Here is a 14,751-nt window from a genome sequence, read left to right on the forward strand (position 1 = left end):
TTGCCCGCATGCCTGGGAAGCGGTATTGTCTGAGCCAGTCTTGCGACCCAGGGACGGCGTCAGAAACTGCATTTTTTCAGGGGATTATCCCGTTTATTGAGTTGTCGGCGGCTGCCTTCCGGGGTGGTTGTCCTGTGGGGAAGGTTTGACTGCACGCGTCACATTTGCCCCGGCCTCGCCCGTAGGGCTGGCCGGTGTCTGGCTGCTGCTCGCCGCCGGCTATTTTCTGACCGCGCTCGTGAACGGCCAGTTCGTCCTGTCCAGCAGCCAGGATATCGGCCTGTGGTCGCCCCTGTGGCTGCCCACCGGGCTGGCCGTTGCCGCGGTCCTGCGACTGGGCGCACGGGTCTGGCCGGGTATCCTGATCGGCGCTCTGGTCCACGATTACTTCATCCTGGAACTGCCGCTGGCGCTGGCGCTGGCACTGGATACCGCCAACGTGCTGGAGGCCCTGGTCGCGGCCGCGCTGTTCCGGCGGCTGAGCGGCACGACCGACCCCCTGTCCGGTTCCCGCAGCGTGCTGCTGTTCGCCCTGGCCGTATTCATCGCCGTGGCCGGCCTGAGCGCCACCCTGGGTGTGGGCGCCCTGGCTCTGAGCGGGGTGATCGCCTGGCAGAACGCCGGTCTGATGTGGTGGATCTGGAGCCTGGGCAATACGGCCGGTGCCCTGGTGCTGACGCCGTTGCTATTGAGTGGGTACGACGCGGGTGCGCGCAGCTGGAACCGGCACCGTCTGCTGGAATCAGCCCTGATCATCCTGCTCGCCCTGGGGGTTACGCACACCGCCTTCGGCGGCTGGCTGAACACCCCGGCCAGCGGACTGCCGCTGGGTTTCCTCGCCCTGCCGTTCCTGGTCTGGGCGGCCTTTCGCACCGGCCGGTGTGGCACCACCGTTCTGATCGCCCTGCTGACGCTGATCGCGCTCTGGAATACCGTCCAGGGCGCGGGTCCCTTCGTGCGGGAAACGGGACTGGAGTCGGTCTGGCTGCTGCAGGGTTATATCCTGGTGGTGGCCCTGACCGGCCTGCTGCTGGGTGCAGTGGTCGATGAGCGTGAACGCGCCAGACGTTCGCTGCAGCAGACGCTGGACGGGCTGGAGGCGCGGATCCAGGCCGGTACCCGGGAGCTGCGTCAGGCCAACAGTACCCTGGAGCGGGAGATCGGCGAGCGGACCCGCGCCGAGCGCATCAGCCGCGGCCGCGGCCGGGTGCTGGAGATGCTCGCCACCGGCATGCCCCTGCCGGACATACTCCATACCCTGATGGAAGAGACCGAGGCGGCGCGGCCCGACATCATCTGTTCCATCCTGCTGCTCGATACCGACGGCCGGCACCTGCGCCACGGGGCGGCCCCCAGCCTGCCGCAGCATTACTGCGAGGCGGTCGATGGCCTGGAGATCGGCCCCCGGGTGGGCTCCTGCGGTGCGGCCTGCTACACCGGTGAGCGGGTCATCGTCGAGGACATCATGACCCACCCCTACTGGGAAGGCCTGCGCGAGCTGGCGGCCGGCGCGGGCTTGCGCGCCTGCTGGTCCGAGCCCGTCAAGTCCGCCGCCGGCGAGGTGCTGGGGGCCTTCGGCATCTATCAGCGGGAAGTGGCCTCGCCCCATCCTGATGATCTGGAGCTGTTGTCCGGTGCCGCCCACCTGGCCGGCATCGCTATCGAGCGCAAGCAGGTCGAGGAGCGCCTGTATGATCTGGCCAACTTCGACAAGCTGACCGGCCTGCCCAACCGCTCGGCCTTCAGCTCCGCGCTCAATCACGCCCTGCAGCATGCCCGTCGTCACCAGGCCCGGGTGGCCATCTTCTTTCTGGACCTGGATGACTTCAAGCTCATCAATGATACGTTAGGGCACGACGTCGGCGATCGGCTACTGCAGGATGTGGCGCAGCGGCTGCGCGAGAACGTGCGCAGCGACGACCAGCTGGCCCGGCTGGGCGGCGACGAGTTCACGGTGCTGCTCAGTGACGCCGACGATTTCCAGCGGGTGGGCGAGCTTGCCGAACGCCTGCTGGAGGTTCTGGCCCTGCCTTACCGCCTGGCCGGTCAGGATACCGCGGTTTCCGCCAGTATCGGCATCAGCCTGTTCCCGGACGATGCCGAGGACGCCGCCACCCTGCTCAAGAACGCCGATATCGCCATGTACCGCAGCAAGCGCCAGGGCGGACACAGCGTACAGTTCTTCACCCCGGAGATGAATGCCGAGGCGCACGACCGTCTGCAGCTGGAAAACGAGCTGCGCAAGGCGCTGGAACGGGACGAGTTCCGGCTGTACTTCCAGCCGCAGTGGGATCTGGACGGCAGCACGGTGGTCGGCCTGGAGGCCCTGCTGCGCTGGGAACACCCCACCCAGGGCCTGGTCGGCCCCGACCGTTTCATGGCCACGGCCGAGCACAGCGGCCTGATCGTGCCCATCGGCAACCGGGTGCTGCAGGCGGCCTGCGAACAGGGCATGGCCTGGCTGGAACAGGGCCTGCTGCCGCAGCGCATCGCGGTGAACATCTCCTCGCGCCAGTTCCAGCGTCAGGACATGACCGAGGTGATCTCGCGCACCCTGCGCGAGACCGGCTTCGAGGCAGGCCGGCTGGAACTGGAGCTGACCGAGACGGTGCTGATGGACAACGGCGAAGACACCGTGACCATGCTGCGTGCGCTCAAGACCATGGGCGTGCATCTGGCCATTGATGATTTCGGTACCGGCTATTCCTCCCTGGCCTATCTCAAGCGCTTCCCCATCGACCGGCTCAAGATCGACCGCTCCTTCGTCATGGATCTGACCCGCGACTCGGACGATGCCGCCATTGTTGCCGCGACGATTGCCCTCGGCCACAACCTCAACCGCACTGTCATCGCCGAGGGCGTGGAGACGCAGGCCCAGCTCGATTTCCTGCGCCAGCACGGTTGCGATCTGGTGCAGGGCTATCTGCTGAGTCGGCCGCTGCCGGCGGAAGCAATCACCGAGCTGCTGCGGGCGCAGCGGGCAGAGGCACCCGACGCGGATGCCCTGGCCTGAGGCTCACCTGTTACGCGAGGCGAGGGATAACGCAGAGCACGCAGAGACGCAAGGACGCAAAAATGAAATCCAGGCCTCGAATCATGGGAAGTTTCTGGCAGCACGTAGGTCGGGTTGGCGCAGCGTAACCCGACAGCCTGCAGGATGTCGGGTTGTGCTGCTACGCACCCAACCCGATTTGCATCCTGTGCGCCTGAGCGCCTTTGCGTCCACTGCGTTTCTGTCTCCCACGCCGATCTTCAGCACAGCACCTCGCGCAACCGGCAATCGGCGTCCGGCAGCAGCGCCAGGAACAGTTCCGCCGTGGCCAGGGCGTCACTCAACGCATGATGGGCGCGGTAGCGCGGCAGGCCCAGCTCGGCGCGCAGGTTGTACAGGCGCAGGTCGCGCCCGCGGAAGGCCTGACCGCGGCGCTGCAGACGGCGTCGCGCCAGCAACTGGGTGTCGACCGCCCGGGTGAGCAGGGGGGCGTCGTACCAGTCCCGGCACAGCCGGTTCAGAAACCCCAGTTCCAGGGCGGCATGATGGGCCAGCAGCACCCGCCCGGCCAGCTGTTCGAGCAGCTCCGGCAGCACCGTGGACAGCGGCAGACCGGCGGCGGCTTGATCATCGGTTATGTGATGGATGCGTACATTGTCCCCGGACAACGGTCGTCCGGGCCGCACCAGCCGGTACCAGGCGCTGTCGAGCGGCACGGCGAGGTCGCGGACCACGACCGTGCCCAGGCTCAGGATGCGGTCGCGGGCCGGATCCAGTCCGCTGGTCTCGATGTCCAGGGCCAGAAATTCCAGTTCCCGGCACCGGGCCCGGCGCGCGGGCAGGGGCGCGGCCAGATAGGCCTGCAGGGGATTGGGCGGAAGCCGCCGCCGCAGCCAGCGGCGGCGCAGGTCCGCGCCCGGCAGCCGTGTCCACATCAGCTGAAGCGCCCCGCCTGGTAGCGGTTCTCCAGGGTTGCCTGCAGGCTCTGGATCAGTCGAAAGGCGTCCTTGAGGTGATTGCGCTCCAGGCCGGAGAGTGTATCCGGCGGCAGGTAATTGTCGGGTGAGTGGCCTTCGCGCAGACACCGGGCCTGGTGACGGATGCGCAGGCCGGCGATGAATTCCAGCGCGTCCAGCAGGCTGCTGCCCAGGTCGATGCCGAGCGCGCCGGTGGCTATCGCCGCCTCCAGACGCTCGCGGGTGTTGACCGCGTCGATGCCTTCGGACAGGGCGTAGATCCGGGCCAGGTCCACGATCGGGAGCAGTCCGCGACGCTTGAGGTCCAGGGTGGCGTCGTGCTCGCCGTCATGGATGAACACGAAGTTGCGGAAAAAGCCCAGCGGCGGCCGGTGCTGCAGGGCGGCGGCGGTCAGATGGGCAATGAAGATCCGGTTGGCGCGGGTCCGGGCCAGCACCTGTTCCTGCAGGGATTGCAGCAGTACGGGCTCGCCGTGGATGGCGCGCAGGTCAAAGAAGATGCTGGCATGCATCAGTGCCTTCGGCTGCGGCCGCTCGATCCAGTCATTGAAGTAGCCGTGCCACACCTGCAACGGCTGACACCACTGCGGGTTGCTGGCCATGGCGTTGCCGGGACAGTAGGGGAAACCGCAGGCGTTCAGCCCGTCGCTGACGAAGCGGGCGAGTTCGGCGAAATATTCCCTGTCCGTGTCGCGCAGGTCGTCGGAGATGATCAGGGCATGATCCTGATCCGAATGCACCGTCTGCTCCTGTCGGCCCTGGGAGCCGCCCGCCGCCCAGACATAAGGCACCGGTGCCGGTCCCAGCCGCGATTCGGCCAGTTCCAGCAGCCGGCGGGTGAGGGCGTCGGTGATCGAGGCGATGGCCGCACCGATGTACGAGGGTCGGGTGTTCGCCAGTCCCAACTGTAATTGAAGTTCCGGTAGCCGGCGACAGATCTGCGCCAGTGCCTCGATGCCGTCGGCGCGCTGGATGTCGGTGGCAAGCAGTACCGGGCTGCTGCCCTGGTGACGGGCCAGGTCGGACAGGGTGAGCATGCCGGCCAGCCGGCCCTGTATCAGCACCGGCAGATGATGGACCTGCATCCGGGTCATGCACAGCAGGGCCTCGGCCAGCAGTTCATCGCCGTCGATGGTGACCGGATCGGGCGTCATGATGCTGCGTGCAGGACTGTCCGGTGACAGGCCGCGGGCCAGACAGCGGTGCCGCAGGTCGCTGTCGGTGATCAGTCCGGCCAGGCGCTCACCTTCCGTGACCAGCACCGAGGAGACCCGCTGGGCCGACATCAGCTGCGCGGCCTGGCGGATGGTCATGTCGGCGTCAAGGGTCACGGGTTCGCGGTGCCGCAGGTCAGCCGCCTTCAGGCTCAGTACGTCGATTCCCGCGCCGGGCCGCGGGGCGGCCGCCCGACGCAGACGCTCGGCGCGGTCGGCGGCGAACTGACGGTCGAAGGCTGCCGAAGCCTCACGCAGGCTGGCCAGGGCCCGGCAGTCGAGCAGATACAGCAGGCTGTCCTCGACCGTGACCCCGGAGACTGAGCTGTCCGCTTCGCACAAGCCGGCATACAGGTCGCCTTCGCCCAGCTTGTCGGACAGGGTTCCGTCGCTGTTGCGGAGCTCGACGGCGCCGCTGCGCAGGATGTACAGGGCGGGTGCTGTGGCATCGGCCGGTGGAAAGGCCGTGCCGCGGCGCAGGTAGCGCACCACCAGCTGATGCGGCAGCACCTCCAGCAGGTCCGGGCTGAGGACATCGAAGGGTGCGTGGTCAGCGAGAAAGTCCCGGATCTCGAGCAGTTCGACCTCCATGTCGCCAGCCCCCGCCTCAGCCGGTTCCGCCCGGCTGCGCCGCGCGGGGAACCCGGATGTCCTCGACCAGGTGCTGGATATGCTCGGGCGGCGCGGCAGTGATGCGCGCCACGGCCAGGGCGACGGTGAAATTGATCAGGGCGCCGACCGCGCCGAAGGATTCGGGCTGGATGCCCAGCAGCCAGTACTCGGCCGTGTTGGGCAGGTTGTTGGTGCCGGGGAGGAACAGCCAACCCTTGTAGACGAAGATGTAGACCAGGGTCGAACCCAGTCCGGCCAGCATGCCGGCCACCGCACCGGCGCGGTTCATGCGCTTGTGGAAGATGCCCAGCATGAGGGCCGGGAAGATGGAGGAAGCCGCCAGACCGAAGGCCAGTGCCACCACCTCGGCGGCGAAGCCGGGCGGGTTCATGCCGAGATAGCCGGCCAGGACGATGGCGCCGAACATGGACAGGCGCCCGGCCAGCAGCTCGCGCTTCTCCGGGATGTCGGGCATGAGCACGCCCTTGAGCAGGTCATGGGAGATGGCCGAGGAGATCGCCAGCAGCAGCCCGGCGGCGGTGGACAGGGCCGCGGCCAGGCCGCCGGCAGCGACCAGGGCGATGACCCAGTCCGGCAGGCCGGCGATCTCCGGGTTGGCCAGCACCATGATGTCGCGGTCGACCGTGACCAGTTCGTTGCCTTCCCAGCCCCACTGGCGTGCCCGTTCGGCGAAGTCCGGATTGGCGTCGTTGTAGTACTGGATGCGGCCGTCGCCGTTCTTGTCCTGGAATTCCAGCAGCCCGGTGGTCTCCCAGGTGCGGAACCACTGCGGTCGCTCCGCGTACCGCAGATTGGCCTCGGGTGTGCCGACCGGGCCGGTCTGAACCATCTCGGTGAGATTGAGCCGGGCCATGGAGCCGACCGCCGGCGCGGTGGTATAGAGAATGGCGATGAACAGCAGCGCCCAGCCGGCCGAGTAGCGCGCATCGCGCACCTTCGGCACGGTGAAGAAGCGGATGATCACGTGCGGCAGCCCGGCGGTGCCGATCATCAACGACAGTGTCAGCAGCGAGAGATTCAGCGTCGAGCCCTTCTGTTCGGTGTAGGCGGCAAAGCCCAGCTCGGTGATGATCCGATCCAGCTTGTCCAGCATATAGGTGCCGTTGCCGGCCAGCTCGCTGCCCAGGCCCAGCTGCGGGATGGGGGTGCCGGTGAGCTGCAGCGAGATGAACACGGCCGGCACCGTGTAGGCGAAGATCAGCACACAGTACTGGGCGATCTGGGTGTAGGTGATGCCCTTCATGCCGCCCATGACGGCATAGATGAACACGATGCCCATGCCGACCAGCACCCCGGTCTCGAACTCCACCTCCAGGAAGCGGCCGAAGGCCACACCCACGCCCTTCATCTGGCCGATGACGTAGGTGATGGAGGCCGCGATCAGGCACACCACGGCCACCAGACGCGCGGTCTGGGAGTAGTAGCGCTCGCCGATGAACTCGGGCACGGTGAACTTGCCGAACTTGCGCAGGTAGGGCGCGAGGAGCATGGCCAGCAGCACATAGCCGCCGGTCCAGCCCATCAGATACACCGAGGCGTCATAGCCAGTGAAGGCGATCAGCCCGGCCATGGAGATGAAGGAGGCTGCCGACATCCAGTCCGCGGCCGTGGCCATGCCGTTGGCGACCGGATGCACGCCCTTGCCGGCGACATAGAACTCGCCGGTGCTGGCCGCCCGCGCCCAGATGGCGATGCCGATATAGAGCGCGAAGCTCGCGCCCACCACCAGATAGATCAGGGTCTGCAGCTCCATGGTCGTCTCAGTCCTCGTGTACGCCGAAACGGCGATCCAGGGCGTTCATCCCCACCGCATAGACGAAGATCAGGATCAGAAAGGTATAGATGGAGCCCTGCTGGGCGAACCAGAAGCCCAGCTTGACACCCCCGAGACGGATGCTGTTGAGCGGTTCGACCAGGAGGATCCCGAAAACGTAGGAAACAATGAACCAGACGATCAGCAGCAGGCTGACCAGCCGGAGGTTGGCTTTCCAGTAGGCTCTGGCAGGACTGTTCATGGCGCTGTCTCCCGGCTTGACCACAGGCCCGGCCAATGTAAAACAATTGAAATCAATCCGGTAGTCCGGCCGCGCAGGGCGCGCCGGATTTCCTTGCATGCTGGCCTATACTTGGGGCAGAAGGCGGCAGCGGGAGGCATCATGGCAAACACATCTTCCAACCCTATGGTGAGACTGGTCACGTCCGCCCTGGCCAATCACCCCGAGATCGACATGCATCACTACCCGATCCGGGTCCATTACCGCGATTCCGGCCTGATCCTGGAGGGGGAGGTGGAGAACATCGCCGCCAAACGCTGCGCCGCGGCGGTGGTCCGCCGTATCGCCCATCAGGTGCCCGTGCTGGACCACCTCCGGGTGGTGCCGGCAGAGCCGGAGGAAGACGGCGCGTTGCGCGACGAGGTGGTGCGGAGCCTGAGCCAGGAATCGGCCTTCAACGATTACCTGCTGTGCGAGACCCGCAACGGCGTGACCGAACGGATACGCGAGGGTCATAACGGTGAGCGCGGCTGGATCGAGATCGAGGCCGTCGGCGGGGTGGTCAGGCTGAGCGGCCAGGTCGGGAGCCTGACTCATCGCCGGCTGGCGGATGTCCTGGCCTGGTGGTCCGGCGGCTGCGAGGATGTGCAGAACGACCTGAGGGTGGTGCCGGCGGAGAAGGACAACGACGGCGAACTGGCCGATGCCGTGCGCATCGTGCTGGAAAAGGATCCGCTGGTGCATGCCGATCAGCTGCAGGTCAGGGCCCGCGACGGCAGGGTGACCCTGCAGGGCTCCGTGGCCAGTCGGGAGGAAAAGCGCCTGGCCCGGCTGGATGCCTGGTATGTGCTGGGTGTGCATGAGGTACAGGACCGGATCCAGACCCACGGTTGATCCAAGTCAGCCAGGCTTCACTCTCCGCCCGACCGGGTATTGACCGGGCGGACGGCATGGGCTTTAGTTCCGGGTGCTGCCGCACATAATCAAAAGGACTGGAGGGACAATGATCACGCGCATCCATCGTTTCATCGCCGGCACGGGCGTGCTGCTGCTCGGCGCGGTCTTCAGCGACGCGAGCGCCATGCCCGCCTTCGCCCGCAAGTACGAGATGAGCTGCGCCGCCTGCCATTCGGCCTTCCCCAAGCTGAACCAGTTCGGCGAGCACTTCGCGGCCAACAACATGCGCCTGCCCAACTGGAAGGACGGCACCCTGTCGGGCGGCGACGAACGCCTGGCCCTGCCGAAGGAACTGCCGCTGGCGGTGCGTGCCCAGGCTTACATGCAGGCGCGCCAGGCCGACAACATCAATCCTCTGGATGGCAGCAGCCGCTCGGCCACCACCGACTTCCAGTCGCCCTATCTCATCAAGTTGCTCTCCAGCGCCCCACTCAGCGATCACATCACCTATTACTTCTACGCCATCTTCGCCGAGAAGGGCGGCAACGGCGAGGTGATCGTGGAGGATGCCTGGTTCCAGCACGACGATGTCCTCGGCTCGGGTACCAGCCTGATGCTGGGCCAGTTCCAGATCTCGGACCTGATGTTCCCGCGCGAGGTGCGCCTCCCGTTCCAGGATTACATGGTCTACCGCCTGGCCGGCATCACCTATGATCGCGGCGTGCTGTTCGGTCGCGACCTCGGCCCGGTCGAGGCCTCGCTCGGCCTGGTCAACGGCAACGGGGTGAGCAGCAACTTCGACCTCAACAGCCCCGGCCTGAACCGGCCGGACAACATGTTCGACAATGACAACAGCAAGACCGCCTTCGGCCGCCTGGGCACCGATATCGGGCCGGTCAATGTCGGCCTGTTCGGCCTCAGCGGCAAGCAGCGCAGCATCACCGGCCCGGCCGGCCTGGACGAGGGGCTGCATAACCGCGACAAGGAGGTCTGGGGGCTGGACGCCTCGGGCGCCTTCGGCCAGAAGCTTCACTGGTACGCCCAGTTCCTGCACAATCGCTGGGACCGCTTCATCGACGGCGGACCGGACCGGGACTATGAATGGTCCGGCGGTTTTGCCGGCATCGACTATATTCCCAATGAGCGCTGGGCCTGGTCCCTGCTGTACAACTACGCCGATGCCGACGACCTGGACAATACCGACACCATCTACGAAGGCATCGACATCAACAGCCTGACCCTGACCTCGTCCTACTATTTCATGCGCAACGTCAAGGGCATCGCCGAGCTGAACGTGGACCTGCTGGACAAGGATGACCAGACCGGTCAGTACTGGACCGGCCATCTCAGCCGGGAGCATTACTTCCTGTTCGGATTCGATGCGGCCTTCTGATCTGTCGCGCCGCGTGGCTGTCGGACTGGTGGCGCTGGCCCTCGGCGGCCAGGTGCCGGTCGTGTCCGCGGTGGAGCGCTTCCGCATCGATTCCGAGCCGGCCGGCGCCCGGGTATTCACCATAGGCGGCCGGGTCGGCACCACGCCCCTGACCCTGTCCGAGCGCGACATCTACCCCAACAGCTATCCACCGGAGGATGTCGATCTCTATGGCGTGATCATCCTGCGCCGGGACGGCTGTACCGACTACCGCCGGCGGGTGACCCGCAGCGATATCGAGCAGGGCATTCTGGCGCGCCTGGACTGCGGGGCGTCTGCGGCAGCCGTTGCACCCGCCGTGCCGGCCCCGGAACCGCCCGCCACCCGGCCGGCACCTGCACGCCCGTCTGCCGCGCCCCCCCCGGAGGCGGCGGCAGAGTCTCCTGCCCAGCGCCGCCTGCGTCAGCTGCGGGTGATTCAGGAGCTGCATGACGAGGGCCTGTTGAGCGACGCGGAAGAACAGAGTATCCGCCGCCGCATCCTGGAAGCGGACTGATTCCGTTGTGCGGTTCGCTGCATTCCCGGCTACAATCCAGGGCAATACCAACAACATGCGGAGAGAGCCATGAGACCTGTTCTGATTCTGCTGGCAACACTGCTTGTCGCCCCCCTGGCCGGTGCCGCGGTGGTCGGCGAGGAAGTGGTCTATACCAGCGGCGACACCGAACTGCACGGTTTCATCGCCCATGACGAGGCGGTCAGGGGCAAACGGCCCGGTGTACTGGTGGTGCACGAGTGGTGGGGCCACAACGACTATGCCCGCGACCGGGCCCGCCAGCTGGCCGGGCTCGGCTACGTCGCCCTGGCGGTGGACATGTACGGCCAGGGCAGGCGCGCCGATCATCCCGAGGACGCCGGCAAGTTCGCCGGGGAAGTGAAGGCCAACATGGCCGCGGCCGAGGCGCGCTTCCGTGCCGCCATGCAGCGGCTGCAGGAACATCCGCTGGTGCGCGAGGATGATATCGCCGCTATCGGCTACTGCTTCGGCGGCGGCATGGTGCTGGAGATGGCCCGCCGCGGTCTGCCGCTGGACGCCGTGGCCAGCTTCCACGGCTCACTGGGCAGCGATAACCCGGCCGGGCCGGGTGAGATCCAGGCCGAGATCCTGGTGGCCAACGGCGGCGCCGACCCCTTCGTCAAGCTGGAGCAGATCCAGGCCTTTGTCGCCGAGATGGAACAGGCCGGCGCGGCCTATACCTATGTCAGCTATCCCGGTGTCAAGCACAGTTTCACCAACCCGGGTGCCGATGAGATGGGCGAGAAATTCGATCTGCCGCTGGTCTACGACGCCCACGCCGACAGGGATTCCTGGGAGAAGATGAAGGCCCTGCTGGCCGGCGCCTTTGCGCGCTAGCCGGCCATAACCCGACCGGATGCCCGGCTGTCCGGCCGCCGGCCGTGCAATACCGCCGGCATTTGTTATAGTCAGGGCTGTGGGACAACGCAGCAGGAGGTTCCCATGAACACGACCGACAACTGGCTGGTCCATGATCATCGCAAGTACGAGGCAGCCCTGCGCGAGGTGGAGCTGGCCGCGGGCGCCGGTCGGTGGGAGGAGGCCGAGCGCCTGTTCCGGGAGTTCGTGGAGGATTTCAAGCTGCACATGCGCATCGAGGACGAGGTGCTCTATCCCATGTTTCGCGAGACCGTGGCCGATGCCCGCGAGGATATCGACAGCCTGGTCGAGGACCATGACGACATTGTCCGCATGCTGCACGACCTTGCCTATGTCCTGAAGCACCGTGAATCCGAGCACTTCGAGGCCTCGCTCGCACCCCTGTACCGGATGATGCTGGATCACGACGCCTACGAGGAAGAGATCTTCAGTCGCTTCGGGGACAGCACCCTGCTGGCGCGCCGCGACGAGGCCGTGGCCCGGCTCAACCGGATGCAGCCGCCGGACAACCGACGGGAGTGGTCGTTCTGATCGCGTCCATGACCCGCAATCGCGCCAATACCCTCACCGTCCATCCCGAGCTGACCGATCTGCCGCCGCTGGCGATGGACGAGTCCGCCATCGATGCGGACTTCCTGCGTTATTTCAACCGCACCCTGGGCCGGGACAAGCAGCACTGCACCGATCATTACCTCTACGAGGCCCTGGCCTATGCCGTGCGCGACCGCCTGATGGAGCGCTGGAAGGCCACCCGCGCGGCTTACGAAAAGCGCAACGCCCGGCGCACCTGCTACCTGTCGCTGGAATTTCTCATGGGCCGGGCACTCGGCAACGCCATGCTCAACCTGGACATCACCGAGCCGGTACGCCAGGTGCTGCAGCGTTACGGTCTCGCCCTGGAGGAACTGGCCGAGGCCGAGCACGACGCCGGTCTGGGCAACGGCGGTCTGGGCCGGCTGGCGGCCTGCTTCCTCGACAGCTGTGCCACCCTGCAGCTGCCGGTGCTGGGATACGGACTGCGTTACGAGTACGGCATGTTCCGCCAGGAGATCGTCGACGGCCGCCAGGTCGAGGAACCCGATCACTGGCTGCGCGACGGCCATGTGTGGGAACTGGAACGGCCGGAGTACACCCAGCGCGTCCACTTCGGCGGTCGCACCGAGTTCTACCGCGATGAGAAGGGCCGGCAGCGCGTGCGCTGGGTCGGCACCCACGACGTACTGGCCGTGCCCTACGACGTGCCGGTGCCGGGCTATGGCAACGATAGCGTCAACAGTCTGCGCCTGTGGTCGGCCACATCCACCGACGAGTTCGACCTGGATGACTTCAATGCCGGCGACTATGACCTGGCGGTGGAGTCCAAGTACGACGCCGAACACATCACCATGGTGCTCTACCCGAACGATGCCAGCGAGAACGGCAAGGAACTGCGGCTGCGTCAGCAGTATTTCCTGGCCTCGGCCAGTCTCAAGGACGTGCTGCGCCGCCACCTGCGGCTCAACGGCAACGACTATGAACAGCTGGCCGGGCGCAATTGCTTCCAGCTCAATGACACCCATCCCAGCATCGCCGTGGCCGAGCTGATGCGGCTGCTGGTCGACGAGCAGCGGCTGGACTGGGACCGGGCCTGGGGCATCGTCACCCGCTCCATGGCCTATACCAACCACACCCTGCTGCCGGAGGCGCTGGAGAAGTGGCCGGTCTATCTGTTCGAGCGGCTGTTGCCGCGCCTGCTGGAGATCATCTACGAAATCAATGCCCGTTTCCTGGGCGAGGTGGAACGGCGCTGGCCCGGCGACACCGACCGGCTGCGGCGCATGTCGCTGATCGAGGAGGGCGAGACCCCCATGGTGCGCATGGCCTGGCTGGCCATCGTCGGCAGCTTCTCGGTCAACGGCGTGGCCGGCCTGCACTCGCGGCTGCTCACGCAAGGCCTGTTCCGCGACTTCTTCGAGCTGTGGCCGGAGAAGTTCAACAACAAGACCAACGGCGTGACCCAGCGCCGCTGGCTGGCCATGTGCAATCCGCGCCTGAGCCGCCTGATCTCGGAGCACATCGGTGACGGCTGGGTGACCGATCTCGCTCAGCTCCGACAGCTCGAGACGCTGGCCGATGATGCCGATTTCCAGCGCCGCTGGCGCGAGGTCAAACAGGCCAACAAACAGCGCCTGGCCGCGCTGGTCAGGGACGAGGCCGGGGCGGTGTTCAGCCCGGATGCCCTGTTCGACATCCAGGTCAAGCGCATCCACGAATACAAGCGCCAGCTGCTCAACTGCCTGCACGTGATTCATCTCTACGCCCGCATCAAGCGCGGCGATACCGCGGACTGGACGCCGCGCTGCGTGTTGATCGGCGGCAAGGCCGCCCCGGGTTATGCCATGGCCAAGCTGATCATCCGGCTGATCACGAGCGTGGCCCGGCTGGTCAATGCCGACCCGGATGTGGGCGACCGGCTGAAACTGGTGTTCCTGCCCAATTACCGTGTCTCCAGCATGGAGCTGATCTGTCCCGGCGCGGATCTGTCCGAGCAGATCTCCACCGCCGGCAAGGAGGCCTCCGGCACCGGCAACATGAAGTTCATGATGAACGGCGCCATCACCCTGGGCACTTACGACGGCGCCAATATCGAAATCCTGGAGGAGCTCGGGGAGGAGAACTTCTTCCGCTTCGGCCTGGACGCCGAGGCGGTGGCTGCCACCCGGGCCGATTACCGGCCGCAGGCGTTCATCGAGGCGGATCCCGATCTGCAGGCGGTGATGGAGCTGCTGCAGGGCGGGCGCTTCAATCCCTACGAGCCCGGGCTGTTCGACCCCCTGATCCAGGCCCTGACCAGCCCCGGGGATCCCTGGCTCACCCTGGCCGATTTCCGCGCCTATGTCGATGCCCAGGCCCGCGCCGCGGCCGCCTACCGGGACCCGGCGCGCTGGACCCGGATGAGCATCCTCAACACCGCCCGCAGTGGACGTTTTTCCACCGACCGGACCATGCAGGAATACAACCGGGACATCTGGAAGCTGGAAGCCGTCCCGCCCGAGGCGCTGTAAAGACCCCGCCCGCAACCTGCCTTTTCCGGCGACGCATGGGGTATAATGCCGCGCTGGATTTCCAGGGCCTGTAAACACTAATCCAATCGTCTCTGTTGGGCCTGAAACAGCGCCAATCGAGGCGCGAGGAGCGCAGTTTGGTGATTCCAAATAAGCGACGAGCAACGACGAG

The 14,751-nt window shown here is 66.3% G+C and carries 11 protein-coding genes; 7 read left to right on the top strand and 4 right to left on the bottom strand.

What is annotated here, in order from left to right:
* The first annotated feature begins 145 nt into the window (after positions 1-145).
* Complete coding sequence (locus tag D6C00_RS13185) at positions 146-3,013, top strand: bifunctional diguanylate cyclase/phosphodiesterase (RefSeq protein WP_158675423.1); 2,868 nt, start codon at positions 146-148, stop codon at positions 3,011-3,013.
* A gap of 239 nt (positions 3,014-3,252) precedes the next feature.
* Here the strand turns inward: D6C00_RS13185 and D6C00_RS13190 are convergent, their stop codons facing one another.
* Genes D6C00_RS13190 through D6C00_RS13205 form a run of 4 tightly spaced genes read right to left on the bottom strand, consistent with a single transcriptional unit; the run spans position 3,253 to position 7,831 of the window.
* Positions 3,253-3,927 (bottom strand): 3'-5' exonuclease, encoded by a 675-nt coding sequence (locus D6C00_RS13190; protein WP_125182130.1) that lies wholly within the window; start codon positions 3,925-3,927, stop codon positions 3,253-3,255.
* On the bottom strand, positions 3,927-5,774 hold the full coding sequence (locus D6C00_RS13195) for a putative nucleotidyltransferase substrate binding domain-containing protein (RefSeq protein ID WP_125182131.1): 1,848 nt from the start codon (positions 5,772-5,774) through the stop codon (positions 3,927-3,929). The genes D6C00_RS13190 and D6C00_RS13195 overlap by 1 nt, the downstream gene beginning before the upstream one ends.
* Positions 5,775-5,790: 16 nt before the next feature.
* A complete protein-coding gene (locus D6C00_RS13200) occupies positions 5,791-7,569 on the bottom strand; it encodes a sodium:solute symporter family protein (RefSeq protein WP_125182132.1) in 1,779 nt (592 codons plus the stop codon).
* Between the two features lie 7 nt (positions 7,570-7,576).
* Positions 7,577-7,831 (bottom strand): DUF4212 domain-containing protein, encoded by a 255-nt coding sequence (locus D6C00_RS13205; RefSeq protein ID WP_125182133.1) that lies wholly within the window; start codon positions 7,829-7,831, stop codon positions 7,577-7,579.
* A gap of 141 nt (positions 7,832-7,972) precedes the next feature.
* On the opposite strand from D6C00_RS13205, the gene D6C00_RS13210 reads away from it, so the two are divergent.
* The 6 genes from D6C00_RS13210 (at position 7,973) to D6C00_RS13235 (ending at position 14,579) form a co-directional block, all read left to right on the top strand.
* Entirely contained in the window at positions 7,973-8,704 is a 732-nt protein-coding gene (locus D6C00_RS13210; RefSeq protein WP_125182134.1) for a BON domain-containing protein, read from the top strand.
* 109 nt (positions 8,705-8,813) lie between these two features.
* A complete protein-coding gene (locus D6C00_RS15835) occupies positions 8,814-10,100 on the top strand; it encodes a hypothetical protein (RefSeq protein ID WP_206609571.1) in 1,287 nt (428 codons plus the stop codon).
* Between the two features lie 13 nt (positions 10,101-10,113).
* Positions 10,114-10,635, top strand: a complete 522-nt coding sequence (locus tag D6C00_RS13220) for a peptidase associated/transthyretin-like domain-containing protein (RefSeq protein ID WP_206609572.1) — start codon at positions 10,114-10,116, stop codon at positions 10,633-10,635.
* Between the two features lie 69 nt (positions 10,636-10,704).
* Complete coding sequence (locus D6C00_RS13225; RefSeq protein WP_125182135.1) at positions 10,705-11,493, top strand: dienelactone hydrolase family protein; 789 nt, start codon at positions 10,705-10,707, stop codon at positions 11,491-11,493.
* Positions 11,494-11,598: 105 nt separating this feature from the next.
* Positions 11,599-12,066: a hemerythrin domain-containing protein gene (locus D6C00_RS13230; protein ID WP_125182136.1), complete on the top strand. Its 468-nt coding sequence runs from the start codon at positions 11,599-11,601 to the stop codon at positions 12,064-12,066.
* Between the two features lie 8 nt (positions 12,067-12,074).
* Positions 12,075-14,579, top strand: a complete 2,505-nt coding sequence (locus D6C00_RS13235; RefSeq protein WP_125182137.1) for a glycogen/starch/alpha-glucan phosphorylase — start codon at positions 12,075-12,077, stop codon at positions 14,577-14,579.
* Positions 14,580-14,751 lie beyond the last annotated feature (172 nt).

The sequence above is a fragment of the Thiohalobacter thiocyanaticus genome, from assembly GCF_003932505.1.
GTDB classification, from domain to species: domain Bacteria; phylum Pseudomonadota; class Gammaproteobacteria; order Thiohalobacterales; family Thiohalobacteraceae; genus Thiohalobacter; species Thiohalobacter thiocyanaticus.

What these genes read in the sequence shown, in the direction of transcription:
- D6C00_RS13225 (WP_125182135.1), top strand. Translation starts at nt 10,705, where the DNA reads ATGAGACCTGTTCTGATTCTGCTGGCAACACTGCTTGTCGCCCCCCTG.
- D6C00_RS13205 (WP_125182133.1), bottom strand. Translation starts at nt 7,831, where the DNA reads ATGAACAGTCCTGCCAGAGCCTACTGGAAAGCCAACCTCCGGCTGGTC.
- D6C00_RS13200 (WP_125182132.1), bottom strand. Translation starts at nt 7,569, where the DNA reads ATGGAGCTGCAGACCCTGATCTATCTGGTGGTGGGCGCGAGCTTCGCG.
- D6C00_RS13230 (WP_125182136.1), top strand. Translation starts at nt 11,599, where the DNA reads ATGAACACGACCGACAACTGGCTGGTCCATGATCATCGCAAGTACGAG.
- D6C00_RS13210 (WP_125182134.1), top strand. Translation starts at nt 7,973, where the DNA reads ATGGCAAACACATCTTCCAACCCTATGGTGAGACTGGTCACGTCCGCC.
- D6C00_RS13190 (WP_125182130.1), bottom strand. Translation starts at nt 3,927, where the DNA reads ATGTGGACACGGCTGCCGGGCGCGGACCTGCGCCGCCGCTGGCTGCGG.
- D6C00_RS15835 (WP_206609571.1), top strand. Translation starts at nt 8,814, where the DNA reads ATGATCACGCGCATCCATCGTTTCATCGCCGGCACGGGCGTGCTGCTG.
- D6C00_RS13235 (WP_125182137.1), top strand. Translation starts at nt 12,075, where the DNA reads ATGACCCGCAATCGCGCCAATACCCTCACCGTCCATCCCGAGCTGACC.
- D6C00_RS13195 (WP_125182131.1), bottom strand. Translation starts at nt 5,774, where the DNA reads ATGGAGGTCGAACTGCTCGAGATCCGGGACTTTCTCGCTGACCACGCA.